At 63.7% G+C, this 15,366-nt stretch carries 11 protein-coding genes and 1 other RNA gene; 8 read left to right on the plus strand and 4 right to left on the minus strand.

Annotated features, from left to right (window positions below):
• The first annotated feature begins 90 nt into the window (after nt 1-90).
• From ubiD to recR, 6 genes are all read left to right on the plus strand, one after another.
• Nucleotides 91-1,575 carry a 4-hydroxy-3-polyprenylbenzoate decarboxylase gene (ubiD, locus tag ACN9MZ_RS11225; protein ID WP_426342216.1) on the plus strand — a complete coding sequence of 495 codons (1,485 nt, stop codon included), beginning with the start codon at nt 91-93 and terminating at the stop codon, nt 1,573-1,575.
• Nucleotides 1,576-1,591: 16 nt separating this feature from the next.
• An RNA gene (gene ffs / locus ACN9MZ_RS11230) (signal recognition particle sRNA small type) lies at nt 1,592-1,690 on the plus strand.
• Between the two features lie 221 nt (nt 1,691-1,911).
• A complete protein-coding gene (dnaX, locus tag ACN9MZ_RS11235) occupies nt 1,912-4,371 on the plus strand; it encodes a DNA polymerase III subunit gamma/tau (protein ID WP_426342217.1) in 2,460 nt (819 codons plus the stop codon).
• A 37-nt stretch (nt 4,372-4,408) separates the two neighbouring features.
• The gene (locus ACN9MZ_RS11240) at nt 4,409-4,735 is read left to right on the plus strand and encodes a YbaB/EbfC family nucleoid-associated protein (RefSeq protein WP_130313213.1); all 327 of its coding nucleotides are present in this window, start codon (nt 4,409-4,411) and stop codon (nt 4,733-4,735) included.
• A gap of 9 nt (nt 4,736-4,744) precedes the next feature.
• Nucleotides 4,745-5,035, plus strand: a complete 291-nt coding sequence (locus ACN9MZ_RS11245) for a YciI family protein (protein WP_426342218.1) — start codon at nt 4,745-4,747, stop codon at nt 5,033-5,035.
• 4 nt (nt 5,036-5,039) lie between these two features.
• Nucleotides 5,040-5,630: a recombination mediator RecR gene (gene recR / locus ACN9MZ_RS11250; RefSeq protein WP_426170911.1), complete on the plus strand. Its 591-nt coding sequence runs from the start codon at nt 5,040-5,042 to the stop codon at nt 5,628-5,630.
• Nucleotides 5,631-5,639: 9 nt separating this feature from the next.
• Here the strand turns inward: recR and ACN9MZ_RS11255 are convergent, their stop codons facing one another.
• From ACN9MZ_RS11255 to ACN9MZ_RS11270, 4 genes are all read right to left on the minus strand, one after another.
• The gene (locus tag ACN9MZ_RS11255) at nt 5,640-7,727 is read right to left on the minus strand and encodes a putative bifunctional diguanylate cyclase/phosphodiesterase (protein WP_426342219.1); all 2,088 of its coding nucleotides are present in this window, start codon (nt 7,725-7,727) and stop codon (nt 5,640-5,642) included.
• A gap of 4 nt (nt 7,728-7,731) precedes the next feature.
• The gene (locus ACN9MZ_RS11260; RefSeq protein ID WP_426342220.1) at nt 7,732-10,737 is read right to left on the minus strand and encodes a response regulator; all 3,006 of its coding nucleotides are present in this window, start codon (nt 10,735-10,737) and stop codon (nt 7,732-7,734) included.
• An 84-nt stretch (nt 10,738-10,821) separates the two neighbouring features.
• Nucleotides 10,822-11,022 (minus strand): YbdD/YjiX family protein, encoded by a 201-nt coding sequence (locus ACN9MZ_RS11265; protein WP_130313223.1) that lies wholly within the window; start codon nt 11,020-11,022, stop codon nt 10,822-10,824.
• A gap of 4 nt (nt 11,023-11,026) precedes the next feature.
• Nucleotides 11,027-13,087 (minus strand): carbon starvation CstA family protein, encoded by a 2,061-nt coding sequence (locus ACN9MZ_RS11270; protein ID WP_426342221.1) that lies wholly within the window; start codon nt 13,085-13,087, stop codon nt 11,027-11,029.
• A 129-nt stretch (nt 13,088-13,216) separates the two neighbouring features.
• On the opposite strand from ACN9MZ_RS11270, the gene ACN9MZ_RS11275 reads away from it, so the two are divergent.
• Both ACN9MZ_RS11275 and ACN9MZ_RS11280 read left to right on the plus strand, forming a co-directional pair.
• Nucleotides 13,217-14,578, plus strand: a complete 1,362-nt coding sequence (locus ACN9MZ_RS11275; protein ID WP_426342222.1) for a cache domain-containing protein — start codon at nt 13,217-13,219, stop codon at nt 14,576-14,578.
• Nucleotides 14,575-15,204, plus strand: a complete 630-nt coding sequence (locus ACN9MZ_RS11280) for a response regulator (RefSeq protein ID WP_426342223.1) — start codon at nt 14,575-14,577, stop codon at nt 15,202-15,204. Before ACN9MZ_RS11275 ends, ACN9MZ_RS11280 begins: the two co-directional genes overlap by 4 nt.
• The last annotated feature ends 162 nt before the right edge of the window (nt 15,205-15,366 follow it).

The following is a 15,366-nucleotide window of genomic DNA, read 5'->3' on the forward strand; positions in this document are numbered from 1 at the left end:
CGTGAACACATTGACAAAAACCAATAAAATCAACGGCTTGACTAAAAGTGCTCAGACGGCCCGTCGGGAGCAAAAAAATCGTAAAAAAGTATGAAATATCGCGATCTTCGGGATTTTATTTCCCAACTGCAAGCAATGGGCGAACTTAAGCGCACAAGCTTGCCTGTTTCACCACACCTCGAGATGACGGAAGTTTGCGACCGCACCCTGCGCGCGGGCGGACCGGCCATCCTGTTCGAGAAACCCGCTGGTTTCGACATGCCGGTGCTGGGCAACCTGTTTGGCACCCCGCGCCGCGTGGCTCTCGGCATGGGAGCGGACGATGTCGGCGAACTGCGCAAGATCGGACATGTGTTGGCTCAGTTGAAAGAACCCGAGCCGCCAAAGGGCTTCAAGGACTTGATGGGCCTGGGCTCGCTGGTAAAAGCAGTGTGGGACATGTCGCCGAAGGAAATGCGCGGCGCGCCATGCCAGGAGATTGTCTGGGAAGGCAATGACGTAGATCTGGCCCGCCTGCCGATTCAGCATTGCTGGCCCGGCGACGTGGCGCCCCTTATTACATGGGGTCTTGTGATTACCAAGGGGCCGAACAAGAAGCGCCAGAACCTGGGCATCTACCGCCAGCAGGTCCTGGGGCGTAACAAGGTCATCATGCGCTGGCTGGCGCATCGTGGCGGCGCATTGGACTTTCGCGAGCACTGCATCAAGTATCCTGGCCAGCCATATCCGGTCTGCGTGGCGTTGGGCGCCGATCCTGCGACCATCCTCGGCGCCGTCACGCCAGTGCCGGACAGCTTGTCGGAATATCAGTTTGCGGGCCTGCTGCGCGGCAGCCGCACCGAACTGGTAAAGGCGATCGGCAGCGAGTTGCGCGTGCCCGCATCGGCGGAGATCGTGCTGGAAGGGCATATCTACCCGGACGCGAATCATCCGTCCGGCTTCGAGCATGGCCTGGAAGGCCCGTATGGCGACCACACCGGCTATTACAACGAGCAGGACTGGTTCCCGGTCTTTACCATCGACCGTATCACCATGCGGCGCGACCCGATCTACCACTCCACTTATACAGGCAAGCCCCCGGACGAACCTGCCGTGCTGGGCGTGGCGCTGAACGAAGTGTTCGTGCCGTTGCTGCAAAAGCAGTTCAGCGAGATCACCGACTTTTACTTGCCTCCGGAAGGCTGCAGCTACCGCATGGCGGTGGTGCAGATCCGCAAACAGTACGCGGGCCACGCCAAGCGTGTCATGTTCGGCGTGTGGAGCTTCCTGCGCCAGTTCATGTATACCAAGTTCATTATCGTGGTGGACGAGGATGTGAACATCCGCGACTGGAAGGAAGTGATCTGGGCGATAACAACCCGCGTCGACCCGACCCGCGACACCACGCTGGTCGACAATACGCCGATCGATTACCTGGACTTTGCCTCGCCGGTCAGTGGCCTGGGCAGCAAGATGGGCATCGACGCGACTAATAAATGGCCGGGTGAAACCAGCCGGGAGTGGGGCACCACCATCGCCATGACGCCCGATGTGAAAGCCCGTGTCGATGATATTTGGCAGCAGCTAGGTTTATAGCCTATAATTGCCGCCGGGCGGGCCCCTGCGCATTGTGGCACGGTTAACCTGGTCAGGTCGGGAACGAAGCAGCCAAAGCTGTTCACCGCAAGTGCCGCAGATCAGGCTCGCCTCTTTGAATTCTTAAAAAAGCTGCCCATGGCAGCTTTTTTTTCATTCTGAATTTCCTTCAGCAGCACAGACTTCAGCGTTGGCGCGTGGGCGGTGCCGGCTCAGGGCAGTCGGCAGCAGTGTTCTCATGGTGGCCAAGTTGCAAAAAAGACAAAGTCCGGGCGAAGCCTGGCCAAACGTCTAATGTTGTCCGCAGTGCTTGCTATCTACGGTAAAATTCCGATCATGTCCTATCAAGTCCTCGCTCGCAAATACCGTCCCCGGAACTTTGAAACGCTCGTCGGCCAGGAGCACGTTGTCCGTGCACTCACCCACGCGTTGCATACCGGTCGCCTGCACCACGCCTACCTGTTTACCGGGACGCGCGGTGTCGGCAAGACGACGCTGTCCCGTATCCTGGCCAAGTCGCTCAATTGCGTCGGCCCGGACGGCAACGGCGGCATCACGGCTACCCCGTGCGGCGTGTGCGAGGCTTGTACCGCGATCGATGGCGGACGCTTTGTCGACTACGTCGAGATGGACGCAGCGTCCAACCGCGGCGTTGATGAAATGGCGCAGTTGCTGGAGCAGGCGGTGTACGCGCCGTCCAATGCACGCTTCAAGGTCTATATGATCGACGAGGTGCACATGCTGACCAACCACGCCTTCAATGCGATGCTGAAGACGCTGGAGGAGCCGCCTGAGCACATCAAGTTCATCCTGGCGACTACGGATCCGCAAAAAATTCCTGTTACCGTTCTGTCGCGCTGCCTGCAGTTCAACCTGAAGCAGATGCCGCCGGGGCATATCGTCGGCCACCTGGAAAATATCCTGGGCCAGGAAAATGTGGTGTTCGAACAGCCGGCCTTGCGCTTGCTGGCGCAGGGCGCGCACGGCTCGATGCGCGATGCCTTGTCGCTGACCGACCAGGCGATTGCCTACGCCGCCGGCGCCGTGACGCTGGATGCGGTGCAGGGCATGCTGGGAGCTTTGGACCAGTCCTATCTGGTGCGCCTGCTGGACGCGCTGGCCAATAAGGATGGCGCGGATTTGATGGCGGTGGCCGATGAGATGGCGACGCGTTCGCTGTCATACAATGGCGCCTTGCAGGACCTGGGCACTTTGCTGCACCGGATTGCGCTGGCGCAGACCGTGCCTTCCGCCGTGCCGGCGGACCTGCCTGAATATAGCGATATCGTGCGCCTGGCTTCCTTGTTCGATGCGGAGGAAGTGCAGTTGTATTACCAGATCGCCGTGCACGGGCGGAATGAGTTAGGGCTGGCGCCGGATGAATATGCCGGCTTCTCCATGACCCTGTTACGCATGCTTGCCTTTCGGCCCGGCATCGGCGGGGCAGATGGCCAACCGGCCGGCGCCCCGGTAGCGGCTCGTCCAGCCGGCGCCAATCCGGCCCGTGCGGCGGCTGCAGCCGCCATGGCCGCAACGGCAGCAACGGCGGATCGCATGAGTGTTCCGGTTGGCCAGCCCGCACCGGCCAGTGCCGCCCCGGCTGCGGCCGTGCCGCCAGCGCCGCCGGTCCAGCAAGTCGCACCCGCTGCCGAAGCGGCAGCAAACGCCGCCAGTGCCTCGCACCTGAGCAGCGTTCCGACCAGTGCCACGGCTGTCGCCGCGCAGGCCGCACCAGCGCAGCCAAGCGGTTCGCCGATTGCCAACGCATCCGCTCCTGCGCCAGTGGCCACGTCGCAGCCTGCCGCTGCACCTGTCCAGGCTGCAGCTCCTGCGCCGCAGCCGGCGCCTGCCGCCGGCAGCCGCCCGATGAGCCCAGCCAAGATGGCTATCACTGCGGCATTGGAAGCCGCGCGCGCCGCAGCCGCTGCCCGTACCGGCCAGCGCGCGCCGGCGCCAGCACGTCCGGCAGCGCCACAAGCCGACGCGTCAGCATCGCCGCCTGCAGCGCCAGCCGCCGCACCGCGCGCAGCGATGTCGCCGGCACCGGCCGCCCAGCCTCCTGCCGCGCCATCGGCACCTCGGGCACCGGCGCCGTGGGAAGACGCCCCAGCGCCAAGCGCTCAAGCGATGCAAGCCAGCGCACCTTGGGACGACCAGGACGGTGCCGCCGCCGTGATGGAAGCCCCGCAGCAAGTGCAGCAGCGCCGCGCTCCTCCTGTGCAGCAGCCGGCGGAAGAAGACGAGCTCCCGCCCTGGGTCACCGACTTCTCCGAAGACTCCGCAGTGCCGGCCGGCGCCGACCACATTTCCGGCATGGCGCAGGCAGCGCCGCAGCAACGCGCCGCCGCGCCGGCCCAGGCTCCATACGAATATGTCATCACCCCAGTTCCTGAATTGGGCTGGGACGGCAACTGGCCAGCGTTGGCCGCCCACCTGCCGCTGCGCGGCGTGGCGCAGCAACTGGCAACCCAGGCAGAACTGGTAAGTTGTGCCTTTGACGGCAATATGGCCGTGTTCCGCATCCGCTGCCCGATCGAAACCTGGGCCACCCCGGCCAACGTGGAAAAACTGACCTCCGCCCTGACCGAACGCTTTGGTCGCGCTGCACGGGTCGAGACCGAAATCGGCAAGGCCTGGTACACCACCAGCGTCGAAGCCCAGGTGCACCGCGACAATTGCCAGCGAGCCGCTGAAGAAGCCGTAGCCGCCGACCCATTTATCAAAGCCATGGTGCGCGACTTCGGCGCCTTCGTCGTCCCCGGCTCGATCGTGGCGCCGATGACGCCAGCGCACTAAACCCAATACTCAACACCGAAATACGGAGAACCACACCATGATGAAGAACCAACTGGCCGGCCTGATGAAGCAAGCGCAAGCCATGCAGGACAACATGAAGAAGGCGCAAGAAGCGCTGGCCCTGATCGAAGTTGAAGGCCAGGCCGGCGCCGGCATGGTGAAGGTCGTCATGACCTGCAAGAACGACGTGAAGCGTGTATCGATCGACCCATCGCTGCTGGGCGACGACAAGGACATGCTGGAAGACCTGGTAGCTGCCGCCTTCAACGACGCCGTGCGCAAGGCAGAAGCCACCGCTTCGGAAAAAATGAGCGGCCTGACCGCCGGCCTGCCGCTGCCACCCGGCTTCAAGATGCCGTTCTAAACCAACATCATGTTCATCATCACGCTCACGTACCTTAAACCGGCCGAGGAGATCGACAAGCTCCTCGCCGCGCACAGCGAGTACCTGCGCGAGCAATATGCCAACGGCATGTTCCTGATGTCTGGACGCCTGGTGCCGCGCACTGGCGGCATCATCCTTGCCACGGCCGACAGCCGGGCCGATATCGAAGCGGTGATCGAGCTGGACCCCTTCAACGAAGCGGGAGCCGCCAGCTACATGATCACCGAATTCGTGCCGACCAAGACGGCCGATTTCCTGAGCGCGTTCAAGCAATCCTGATCCAATGGCGAAGTCCTTTGAATTCCTGACGGAGGCGCTGCGCCGCCTGCCTGGTGTCGGCCCCAAGTCGGCCCAGCGCATGGCGTTTCACCTGCTGCAGCACGACCGCGAAGGCGCGGCGATGCTGTCGCGCGCCCTGTACCAGGCGGTGGAGCAGGTGCACCACTGCGCGCTGTGCAATACCTTCACCGAAACCGAGATCTGCGACACCTGCGCCGACGAGTCGCGCGACAAGCGCCAGCTATGCGTGGTCGAAACGCCGGCTGACCAGGCGATGATCGAGTCCACGCTGACCTACAAGGGCCTGTACTTTGTCCTGATGGGCCGCCTGTCGCCGCTGGACGGCATTGGTCCGAAGGACATCCACCTCGAAAAGCTGCTGGCGCGCGCCGCCGACGGCGTGGTGGAAGAGGTGGTGCTGGCAACGAACTTCACCAACGAAGGCGAAGCCACCGCCCACTACATCAGCGAAATGCTGAAAGCCCGCGGCCTGGCCGTGACGCGCCTGGCGCGCGGCGTGCCCGTTGGCGGCGAGCTCGAATACGTCGACGCCGGCACCATCGCCCGCGCGATGCTGGACCGCCGCAGCACCTGATTGCCGCTGTCAAGTTGATGCGATGCCCGTCGGGCATGCGCCCAGCATCTGGCTGATGGCTTCCTGCGGCGCGGGACGGCCGAGCAGGTAACCCTGGGCCATGTCGCAGCCGTAGTGCTTCAGCAGGTCGAGCTGTTCGGGCGTTTCGACGCCTTCGGCCACCACGATCATTTTCAGGCCGTGCGCCATGGCGATGATGGCGCGCGTGATGGCGGCGTTTTCGCTGTCCTGCGGCAGGCCGCTGATGAAGCTCTTGTCGATCTTCAGCGCGCGCACGTCGAAGCGTTTCAGGTAGCTCATGGACGAGTAGCCGGTGCCGAAATCGTCGATCGATAAAAACACGCCGATGCCGCGCAATTGCTCCAGCGTGGCCAGCGTGGCGAGGGCATTGTCCATCAAGGTGCCTTCGGTCAGCTCTAGTTCCAGCAGGCCCGGATCGAGGCCGGTATCCTGCAATACCGCCAGCACGATCTGCGCCAGGTTTTCATCCTTGAACTGACGCGCGGAGAGGTTGACTGCCATGCGGACAGGACGATCGCATTCGCGCTGCCAGGCGCGTGCCTGCCAGCAGGCGGTGCGCAACACCCATTCGCCGATCGGCACGATCAGGCCAGTCTCCTCCGCCAGGGGAATGAACTCCGTGGGCGAAATGATGCCGTGTTCGGGATGGCGCCAGCGTATCAGCGCTTCCACGCCGACGATGCGCGTGCTGGGCACGTCGACCTGGGGTTGGTACAGCAGGTAAAGCTCGTTGTTTTGCAAGGCCTTGCGCAAGCCCACTTCCAGCTTGACGTGGCTCATGATCTGCATCGTGAGCGAGGAGCTGTATAGCTTGGCGTTGTTTTTACCGCAGTTCTTGGCGTGGTACATGGCGGTGTCGGCGAATTTGAGCAGTGAGGTGCAGTCTTCTCCGTCTTCCGGATAGAGCGAAATGCCGATACTGGCGGTGACGAAGATTTCGTGGCCGTCCAGGTTGAAGGGGCGGCGCATGGCGTCCTTCACGCGGTGAGCAACGGCCAGGGCATCGTCGACTCGCTCGATATCGGGCAGCAGGATGGTGAATTCATCGCCACCCAGGCGGGCCAGGCTGCTCAAGTGGTCGCTGGGGCGTATGGTTTCGCGCAGGCGCTCGGTGACGATCTGCAGCAGCAGGTCGCCGACATTATGGCCCAGAGTATCGTTGATGCGCTTGAAAGAGTCCAGGTCCATGAACAGGATGGCGAACTTGCGCTGTTCGCGCTGCGAGCGCTCCAGCTCGCGCTCCAGTGTCTCGAGGAAGGCCTGGCGGTTCGGAATGCCGGTCAGGCTATCGCAATAGGCCAGCTTGCGGATCTGTTCTTCGGTGCGTTTGCGCTCACTGATGTCGCGCACCAGGCCGAGGACCTCGCCCGAGGCTGTGCCGACCAAACGCGCTTCAAAGTGGTGGCTGACGCCGTCGCGCGTCAATTCGTAATCGACCGAGTGCACGGAAGTAGAATGCAGCACGGCCGACAGTTGATCCAGCATGCGGCTTGCGATCGGGGCGGGCAGCACGTCGCGGATGTGGCGCCCCACGCATTCGCGGCTGGCGAAATCGGCCCCAGGCTCATGGCCTTCTTCGTAATCGAGGTAGTAGCCGTCGGCGCTGAGGCGGAAGAATGTGTCGGGGATGGCGGCCAGTACGGCGCGGTTATGGGCATCGGCGATGCGCAGGCGGGCGATGGCATCGCTGGCGCGCAGCACATAGAGCACGCGGTGGCCGAGGATGGGCCAGTTGATCGGCTTGGAAACGAAGTCGGTGGCGCCGGCTTCATAGGCTTGCGTGACTGCGCCCAGGTCGTCGCCGCCGGTGACCATGATGACGGGAACGTGCGATGAGCTTTCCAGCTTGCGGATGGCGCGGCAGACGGAAAAGCCGTCGAGCAGCGGCATGTCGACGTCGAGCAGCACCAGGTCTGGCGCGTTGTCGCGGAAGCTGGCGATGGCGGCGCGTCCGTCGCTCGCTTCCACGGCGTCTAGTCCGACCTGGGCCAGCATTTCAAGCATCAACAGGCGCATGACGGGGTCGTCGTCCGCCACCAGCACGGTGCCGCGTTTGGGTGAATAGAGCGCTGCCATGATTTCATGCTCCCTTCGGCAGGATGAGGCTGAGCGAATGCCGGACACACTGGAATTCGCGCTCCAGTTGCGCTATCAGGTCTGCCGCACCATCGGTCTGGCCAGTGCGGGCAAGCTGTTCCAGGTCCCTGAACAGCCTGGCCAGCGTATCGGCGCCGACGTTGGCGCTGCTCGATTTCAGGCTGTGGGCGGTCTTGCGGATGGTGTTTGGGTCGCTTTCTGCGACCGCTTCGTGCAGTGCTGCGAGTTGGCGGGGCGTGTCTTGCAGGAAGGTGGCCAGCACGCGCTGCAGCAACGCCTCCCCTTGCTCTGCGCTGAGGGCGCGGATGGCGTCCAGCGCGAGCGGGTTGATGGCGGCAGGTATGGCCTGCAGGGGGGCGCGCACATCGCCTGCATCGGCAGGCTCGGATGCGGGCGAGGCAGGCGATGCGTGCGCTTTGCGCTCGCCAAGGGCGCTTGCTGGCGATGCAAGGCCCGAAGCGGCACGTACTGAGAGCGCTACGGATATTGCACTGGCGGAGGCGCGGCGTCCTGCCGGCGGTGCAGGCGCGGTGGCGGGAGGCGCGGCAGGCAGCGCGGTTCGTAATGCGGCGGGGCCTGGGGATGGCGTCGGGCGGGGCAGGGCGATCCAGCGGCCAAGCGTGTCGGCCAGCGCTTGTTGCGAGAAGGGCTTGCTGATGTAATCGTCCATCCCTGCCGCCAGGCAGCGTTCACGGTCGCCCTGCAGGGCGTTGGCGGTGATGGCGACGATGGGCGTGGCGCGCGTGCGGCCGCGCTGCTGCTCCAGCCGGCGGATTTCGGCGGTGGCGGCCATGCCGTCCATCACCGGCATCATGCAGTCCATCAGCACCAGGTCGTAGTCACCCGCCCGCACGGCCGCCAGCGCCTCCTCGCCGTTGGCAGCGCAGGCCACTTCCATGCCCAGGCCGCGCAGCATGGCTGACGCCACTTCCACATTGACGGGATTATCTTCCGCCAGCAAGGCGCGCGGGCGTTGGCCAAGGCGAGAACGCGGCGAAGCCAGGGCCGGCCATGCTCCGCCGTGCGCAGCAGCGCCCACGCCTTCATTGGCGCGCACGGGCGTCACGATGCAGTCGTACAGGTCCGGCTCGCGCACCGGCTTGATGAGCTGGAATGCCACGCCGGCAGCACGGCGCTGCACTTGGTCCGCTGCATTGCGCTCGGAGGCGAGCAAAATCAGGCGTATGCCCGAAATATCGGGATCGGCCTTGATCTCGGCCGCCAGCGCCAGCCCGCCGATATCGTCCAGCCCCATATCAAGCAGCGCCACGTCGTAGGGCGTCCCGCGCGCGGCCGCCGAGTGCAGTTCGCGCAAGGCGTCCGCCGCGCTTGGTACGCAATGTCCCTGCAAATGCCAGCGGCCCAGCAGGCGCTGGAGCGCCAGCGCGCTCTCGGCCTGGCGATCGACCACCAGCGCGCGCAAGCCCTTGGTCGGTTTTTGCTGGAAGCCTGCATCATCCGCGTCCACGCGCCGCTTGTCGAACTGCACGGTGAACCAGAACACCGCACCGCGGCCCAGCGCGTTGTCGACGCCGATCGAGCCTCCCATCAATTCCACCAGTTGCTTGGAAATCGCCAATCCCAGCCCGGTACCGCCGTGCTTGCGTGTAGTCGAACCATCGCCCTGCGAGAACGAGTCGAAAATGTGGGCCCGCGCCTCGCGTGAAACGCCGATGCCGGTATCGTGCACTTCTATGCGCAGGCGCGCCGATTGTGCATCTTCCTCCGCCACGCGAACCGCCACCTTGATCCGTCCCTGGTCGGTGAACTTGACCGCATTGCCCAGCAGGTTGACGATCACCTGCCGCAGCCGGTTCGGGTCGCCGCAGATCGCCAGCGGAATATTGTTCGCCACCGCGAACTCCATCTCGATGCCCTTGGCCTGGGCCTGCGGCGCAAACACGTTCTCGATATCGTCCAGCAGTTCGCGCAGGTTGAAGTTGATGTATTCGACGGTCAGCTTGCCCGCTTCAACCTTGGAAAAGTCGAGGATGTCGTTGATGATCACCAGCAGGTGCTCTCCCGAGCGACGCACCATGCTGGTGTAATGGCGCTGGGTCTCGGTCAGCTCGGTCGCCGCCAGCAGCTCGGCCATGCCGAGCACCCCGTTCATCGGCGTGCGGATTTCGTGCGACATATTGGCCAGGAAGGCGCTCTTGGCCTGGCTGGCCGCTTCCGCCGAATCCTTGGCTTTTTCCAGTTGCGCAGTGCGGATGCTGACCTGGCGTTCCAGCTCGCCGCGGTACTGCGCCAGCTTGGTGTCGCGGCTCTCGATCTGCGCCAGCATGCCGTTGAAGCTGTCGATCAGCGTGCCCAGTTCATCGCTGCGCTGGTGCTGGACCTGGGCGTAGGTCTGGCTGCTGCTAACCTTGTCCGCTGCCGCGATCAACTGGGCGATGGGCGCCGCAATGCCTTCCCGGAAGCGCGCCGACAGCACCAGCGCCAGCCCGAACGAAGAGGCGGTGGCCGCCGCCGTAATGCCAAGGTTGCGCAGGATGCCAAGCCACAGCGAAGCCTGGCCGGCCTCGATCATCACCGCCCCGATCACATGCTGGCGCACCCGCACCGGCCGGTAAAGCCGCAGCAGCGGCGCCCACGGCGGCCCGTCGCGCTCGGCCAGTTCGCCCGACGCCAGCTGCCGCAAGCGCGGCGCATCCAGTGCAATGGGCGCCGGTTCGCTCTGGGCAGGGTAGGACGCAAACAGCCTGCCGTCCCGGTCGAACAGGGCGGCGCGCGTGATGTCGCTCTTGACCGCCAGCGCGGCCAGGGCCTGTTCGGCAGTCGGCCGGTCGGCATAAAGGAGGGAAGAGACGCTGTTGGCGCCGATGACATCAGCCAGCGAGGTTAGCTGCTTGCGCTCCTCGCTGGTGTGGGAAAGGATGGACGCGACGGCGAATGCCACGAACACCAGCAGCAGGGCGCTGCCGGTGGTGAGCACCGAGATGAAGGTCAGTTTCTGGCTTAGGCCGGACCGTTCGAAATTGAGCATTTTCGCCGCCGAAGGACGATTCCATCGGGCAAAGAATAAATGCTAAGAATTTCGACACTTTGATCTGGCTCTAACTTCCAGTCACTAGCAGCAGCCACCCCGCTTGCCGGCGCCGCCGTAGCGCGCTTCCTGGCGTTCGCGGAAGAATTCCTCGTAGCTCATCACGGGCTCACCCGGGTGGGTGGTCTCGCGATGGGCGACGTAGGTGTCGTATTCGGGCAGGCCGCACATCAGCCGCATGCTCTGTCCGAGGTAGCGGCCTGCCTTGACGATTTCGCCCAGCATGGCTTTACTTGGCCGCGGCGGCGTATTGTGCCGGGGCTTCGCTGTGGGTCGGGCGGCTGGCGTTCCAGGCAGCCAGCGCGGTGCGCACGCCAAATACCAGCACGCTGACTACGACGATCATGAAGAAGGCTGCCAGGCCTGCATCGAGATAGTCGTTGAAGATCACCTGCTGCATCTGCTCGATCGACTTGGCGGGGGCCAGCACTTTGCCGTCCGTCAGGGCTGCCTGGTATTTCGCGGCGTGGGCCATGAAGCCGATCTTCGGATTGGCGTCGAAGATCTTCTGCCAGCCGGCAGTCAGGGTGCACAGCAACAGCCAGATGGTCGGCAGGATGGTGACCCAGGCGTATTTGGCGCGCTTCATCTTGAACAGCACGCAGGTTGCCAGGATCAGCGCAATGGCGGCCAGCATCTGATTGGCGATGCCGAACAGCGGCCACAGGGTGTTGATGCCGCCCAGCGGATCGACCACGCCCTGGTACAGGAAGTAACCCCAGGCAGCCACGCACAGGCCAGTGGCCAGCAGGCTGGCGAACACCGAGTCGGTGCGTTTCAGCGACGGTGCGAAGGAGCCCAGCAGGTCCTGCAGCATGAAGCGGCCGGCGCGGGTGCCCGCATCGACGGCGGTCAGGATGAACAGCGCTTCGAACAGGATGGCGAAGTGGTACCAGAAGGCCATCATGGCCTTGCCGCCAAACACATTGGACAGGATGTGCGCCATGCCCACCGCCAGGGTCGGTGCGCCGCCGGCGCGGGAGATGATGGTGGCTTCGCCCACGTCCTTCGCGGTCTGCGTCAGCATTTCAGGAGTGACGTAGAAGCCCCACTGGGAAATCGCCTGCGCTGCAGATTCGGCGGTGGTCCCGAGCAATGCGGCCGGGCTGTTCATCGCGAAGTACACGCCTGGCTCGATGGTCGAAGCGGCCACCAGCGCCATGATGGCGACGAAGGATTCCATCAGCATCGCACCGTAGCCGATGAAGCGGGCGTGAGTTTCATTCTCGATCATCTTCGGCGTGGTGCCGGAGGAGATCAGTGCGTGGAAGCCGGACACGGCGCCGCAGGCGATGGTGATGAACAGGAATGGGAACAGATTGCCGGACCATACAGGGCCGGTGCCGTCGATGAATTTGGTGATCGACGGCATCTGCAGCATCGGCGCCACGATCAGGATGCCCAGCGCCAGGCCGACAATGGTGCCGATCTTCAGGAAGGTGGACAGGTAGTCGCGCGGCGCCAGCAGCAGCCATACCGGCAGCACGGAAGCGATGAAGCCGTAGCCGATCAGCATCCAGGTCAGTTCAGTGCCGGAGAAGGTGAATATCGGCGCCAGGGCAGGGTTTTCCTGCACCCACTGGCCGCCGAAGATGGCCAGCATCAGCAGCACGAAGCCGATCAGCGACACTTCGCCGACGCGGCCGACGCGGATATAGCGCGAGTAGACGCCCATGAACAGCGCAATCGGGATGGTCGCCATCACGGTGAAGGAGCCCCAGGGCGAGTGCGCCAGCGCCTTCACCACGATCAGCGCCAGCACGGCCAGGATGATCACCATGATCATGAAGGTGCCCAGCAGCGCGATATTGCCCGGGATCGGGCCCAGTTCGGACTTGATCAGGTCACCGAGCGAACGGCCGTCGCGGCGGGTGGAAATGAACAGCACCATGAAGTCCTGCACGGCGCCGGCGAACACGACGCCGGCCAGGATCCACAGCATGCCGGGCAGGTAGCCCATCTGCGCCGCCAGCACGGGGCCGACCAGCGGCCCGGCGCCGGCAATCGCGGCGAAGTGGTGGCCGAACAGAACGTTCTTATTGGTTGGCACGTAGTCCAGGCCATCGTTGTGCTTATGGGCCGGGGTCAGGCGGTTGGCCTCCAGGCCCATGACGTTTTTGGCAATAAACAGGCTGTAGAAGCGGTACGCGATCAGGTACACGCAAACAGCGGCAATCACCAGCCAGATGGCGCTGACAGGTTCGCCGCGCTTGAGGGCAATCACGCCCAGGGCGCTGGCACCCAGCACGGACATCGCTGCCCAGCCAAGTTTCTTCATAACGGGATTCATCGGGGTCTCCTCCAAGGATGAATGGCCAGTATTCAGGAATTGAATATCTGTCACAAGCGCACCACTACGCAAATGCCGTCCGTACAACTACGTAGGACAAGCGCCCGGCCGCAGGCTTACAATCGCCGCATGAAGCTGCGGCAAAAGTTCCTGTTCCTGGCCATTGCGCCCCTGATCCTGGCCCTGTGCGCGATCGCCATCGCCGTGCGCTACCAGGCGACCACGCTCGCCCGCCAGCAGCGCGACACCATCCAGCAGGCCTACCTGGCCAGCAAGGAAGCGGAGCTCAAGCACTACGTCACCCTGGCCAATCACTCGATTGCCCACCTGGTCAAATCCGGGCGCAAGGACCAGGCCACGCTGGACGAAGCGAAACGCATCCTGTCGACCCTGAGCTTTGGTGACGATGGTTATTTCTTCGTCTACGACATGCAGGGCAATTCGCTGATGCACCCGCGCCAGCCGGAGCTGGTGGGCCAGAACCTGTTCATGCTGAAGGACCAGGAAGGCAATCCCACCATCCAGCGCCTGCTGGCCCGCGCCCGCGAAGGCGGAGGACTGGAGCGCTACAACTGGGTCAAGCCCTCCACCCACAAACCGGCGCCCAAGCTTGGTTACGTGATCCCGCTGCCCGAATGGGGCTGGATGCTGGGCACCGGCATCTATCTCGATGACGTCGATGCGGCGCTGGCCAAGGTCGACGCCCAACAGCGCGGCAACATCCGCAATACCCTGCTGTGGATGGCGGCGATTGCGGCGCTGGCCCTGGTGGCGGTCGGCGTATCGGGCCTGGCGCTGAATATCCGCGAATACCGCGTCGCCGATGCCAAGCTCAAGGTGCTGGCGCAGCGCGTGGTCGAATCGCAGGAAGAGGAGAGGGCGCGCCTGTCGCGCGACCTGCACGACGGCATCAGCCAATGGCTGGTGTCGATCAAGCTGCAGATCGAGGCCGGCATCATCCGCCTCGGCAACCCCGCGCAGCAGGACAAGGCCAAGGCGGCCTTCGAGCACACGGCGGAGCAGTTGAACAATGTGCTGGGCGAAGTGCGCCGCATCTCGCACAACCTGCGCCCCGCCATCCTGGACGACCTGGGCCTGGCCGCTGCGCTCGACCATCTGGCCGCCGAATTTCGCGAGCACATCGGCGTCGACGTGGCCTTCACCGCCAACGGCTGCACCGACCGCCTGCCGGACGTGGCGAACACGGTGCTGTTCCGCATTGCGCAGGAGGCGCTGACCAATATCGAGCGCCATGCTGCGGCGACCAGCATCAATATCGGCCTCGAAGGCGATGCCGAAGGCGTCACGCTGCGCATTGCCGATAATGGCAGCGGCTTCGATGCCGAGGGTATCGCCGGCCATCCGAAGCGCGGCATCGGATTACGGAATATGATGGAGCGCATGGAAGCGATCGGCGGCCAGTTCCGCATCGAGTCCTCGCCAGCCGGCACCACGGTGCTGGCGCGTGTAGACAATAAGGGCAAAAAATGAGTGAGCTGCGGACAAGGATCCTGCTGGTAGACGACCACCCCCTCGTACGCGACGGCCTGCGCGCGCGGCTGGAAGCGATGGCGCAGTTCGAAGTAGTAGGCGAGGCAGGCAGCGCCGCCGAGGCGCTGGAAGCTGCCGGCCTGCACAGCCCCGACCTGGTCCTGATGGACATCAATATGCGTGGCACCAACGGCATCGAAGCGACGGCCCTGTTCAAGCGCCAGTTCCCCTCGATTGCAGTGCTGATCCTGTCGATGCATGACAAGCTGGAATACGTGACCCAGGCCATCCAGGCTGGCGCCCGCGGCTACGTGCTGAAAGACGCGCCGGGCAAGGATATCGTGGTCGCCATCGAAACCGTGATGGCCGGCGGCATCTACTACAGCGCCAACCTGGCGCAGCAACTGGCCAAGCCCATGGCGCAGGACAACCATCTCACCACCCGCGAAGCGGAAGTGCTGCGCCACCTCGCCAACGGCGAATCGAACAAGCATATCGCACGCGAGCTGGACCTCAGCGTGCGCACGGTGGAAACCCACCGCCTCAACATCAAACGCAAGCTCGGCATCGAGGGGCAGGCAGAATTGATCAAGTTTGCGGTACAACACGCACAATTCGACAAATAGATACTCCCAAATAGCTCAGGAATGTATCGTTGCGGGTACAAATCCGCAATTCGATTGCTCCCTCTATCCCCAAAAAGCTGACTTTTCAGCAATTTCTGTTATATTCCCGAAGTCTTGTAACACAGGGTGTCAGTGGGCGCTCAATGGTTGCTTTACATCAAT

The organism is Pseudoduganella sp. S-14, assembly GCF_049913285.1.
Lineage (GTDB): Bacteria > Pseudomonadota > Gammaproteobacteria > Burkholderiales > Burkholderiaceae_D > Rugamonas.

Coding starts and splice junctions, on each gene's coding strand:
- ACN9MZ_RS11275 (WP_426342222.1), top strand. CDS start 13,217: ATGAAGCTGCGGCAAAAGTTCCTGTTCCTGGCCATTGCGCCCCTGATC.
- ACN9MZ_RS11240 (WP_130313213.1), top strand. CDS start 4,409: ATGATGAAGAACCAACTGGCCGGCCTGATGAAGCAAGCGCAAGCCATG.
- ACN9MZ_RS11270 (WP_426342221.1), bottom strand. CDS start 13,087: ATGAATCCCGTTATGAAGAAACTTGGCTGGGCAGCGATGTCCGTGCTG.
- ACN9MZ_RS11245 (WP_426342218.1), top strand. CDS start 4,745: ATGTTCATCATCACGCTCACGTACCTTAAACCGGCCGAGGAGATCGAC.
- ACN9MZ_RS11255 (WP_426342219.1), bottom strand. CDS start 7,727: ATGGCAGCGCTCTATTCACCCAAACGCGGCACCGTGCTGGTGGCGGAC.
- ACN9MZ_RS11280 (WP_426342223.1), top strand. CDS start 14,575: ATGAGTGAGCTGCGGACAAGGATCCTGCTGGTAGACGACCACCCCCTC.
- ACN9MZ_RS11260 (WP_426342220.1), bottom strand. CDS start 10,737: ATGCTCAATTTCGAACGGTCCGGCCTAAGCCAGAAACTGACCTTCATC.
- recR (WP_426170911.1), top strand. CDS start 5,040: ATGGCGAAGTCCTTTGAATTCCTGACGGAGGCGCTGCGCCGCCTGCCT.
- ACN9MZ_RS11265 (WP_130313223.1), bottom strand. CDS start 11,022: ATGCTGGGCGAAATCGTCAAGGCAGGCCGCTACCTCGGACAGAGCATG.
- ubiD (WP_426342216.1), top strand. CDS start 91: ATGAAATATCGCGATCTTCGGGATTTTATTTCCCAACTGCAAGCAATG.
- dnaX (WP_426342217.1), top strand. CDS start 1,912: ATGTCCTATCAAGTCCTCGCTCGCAAATACCGTCCCCGGAACTTTGAA.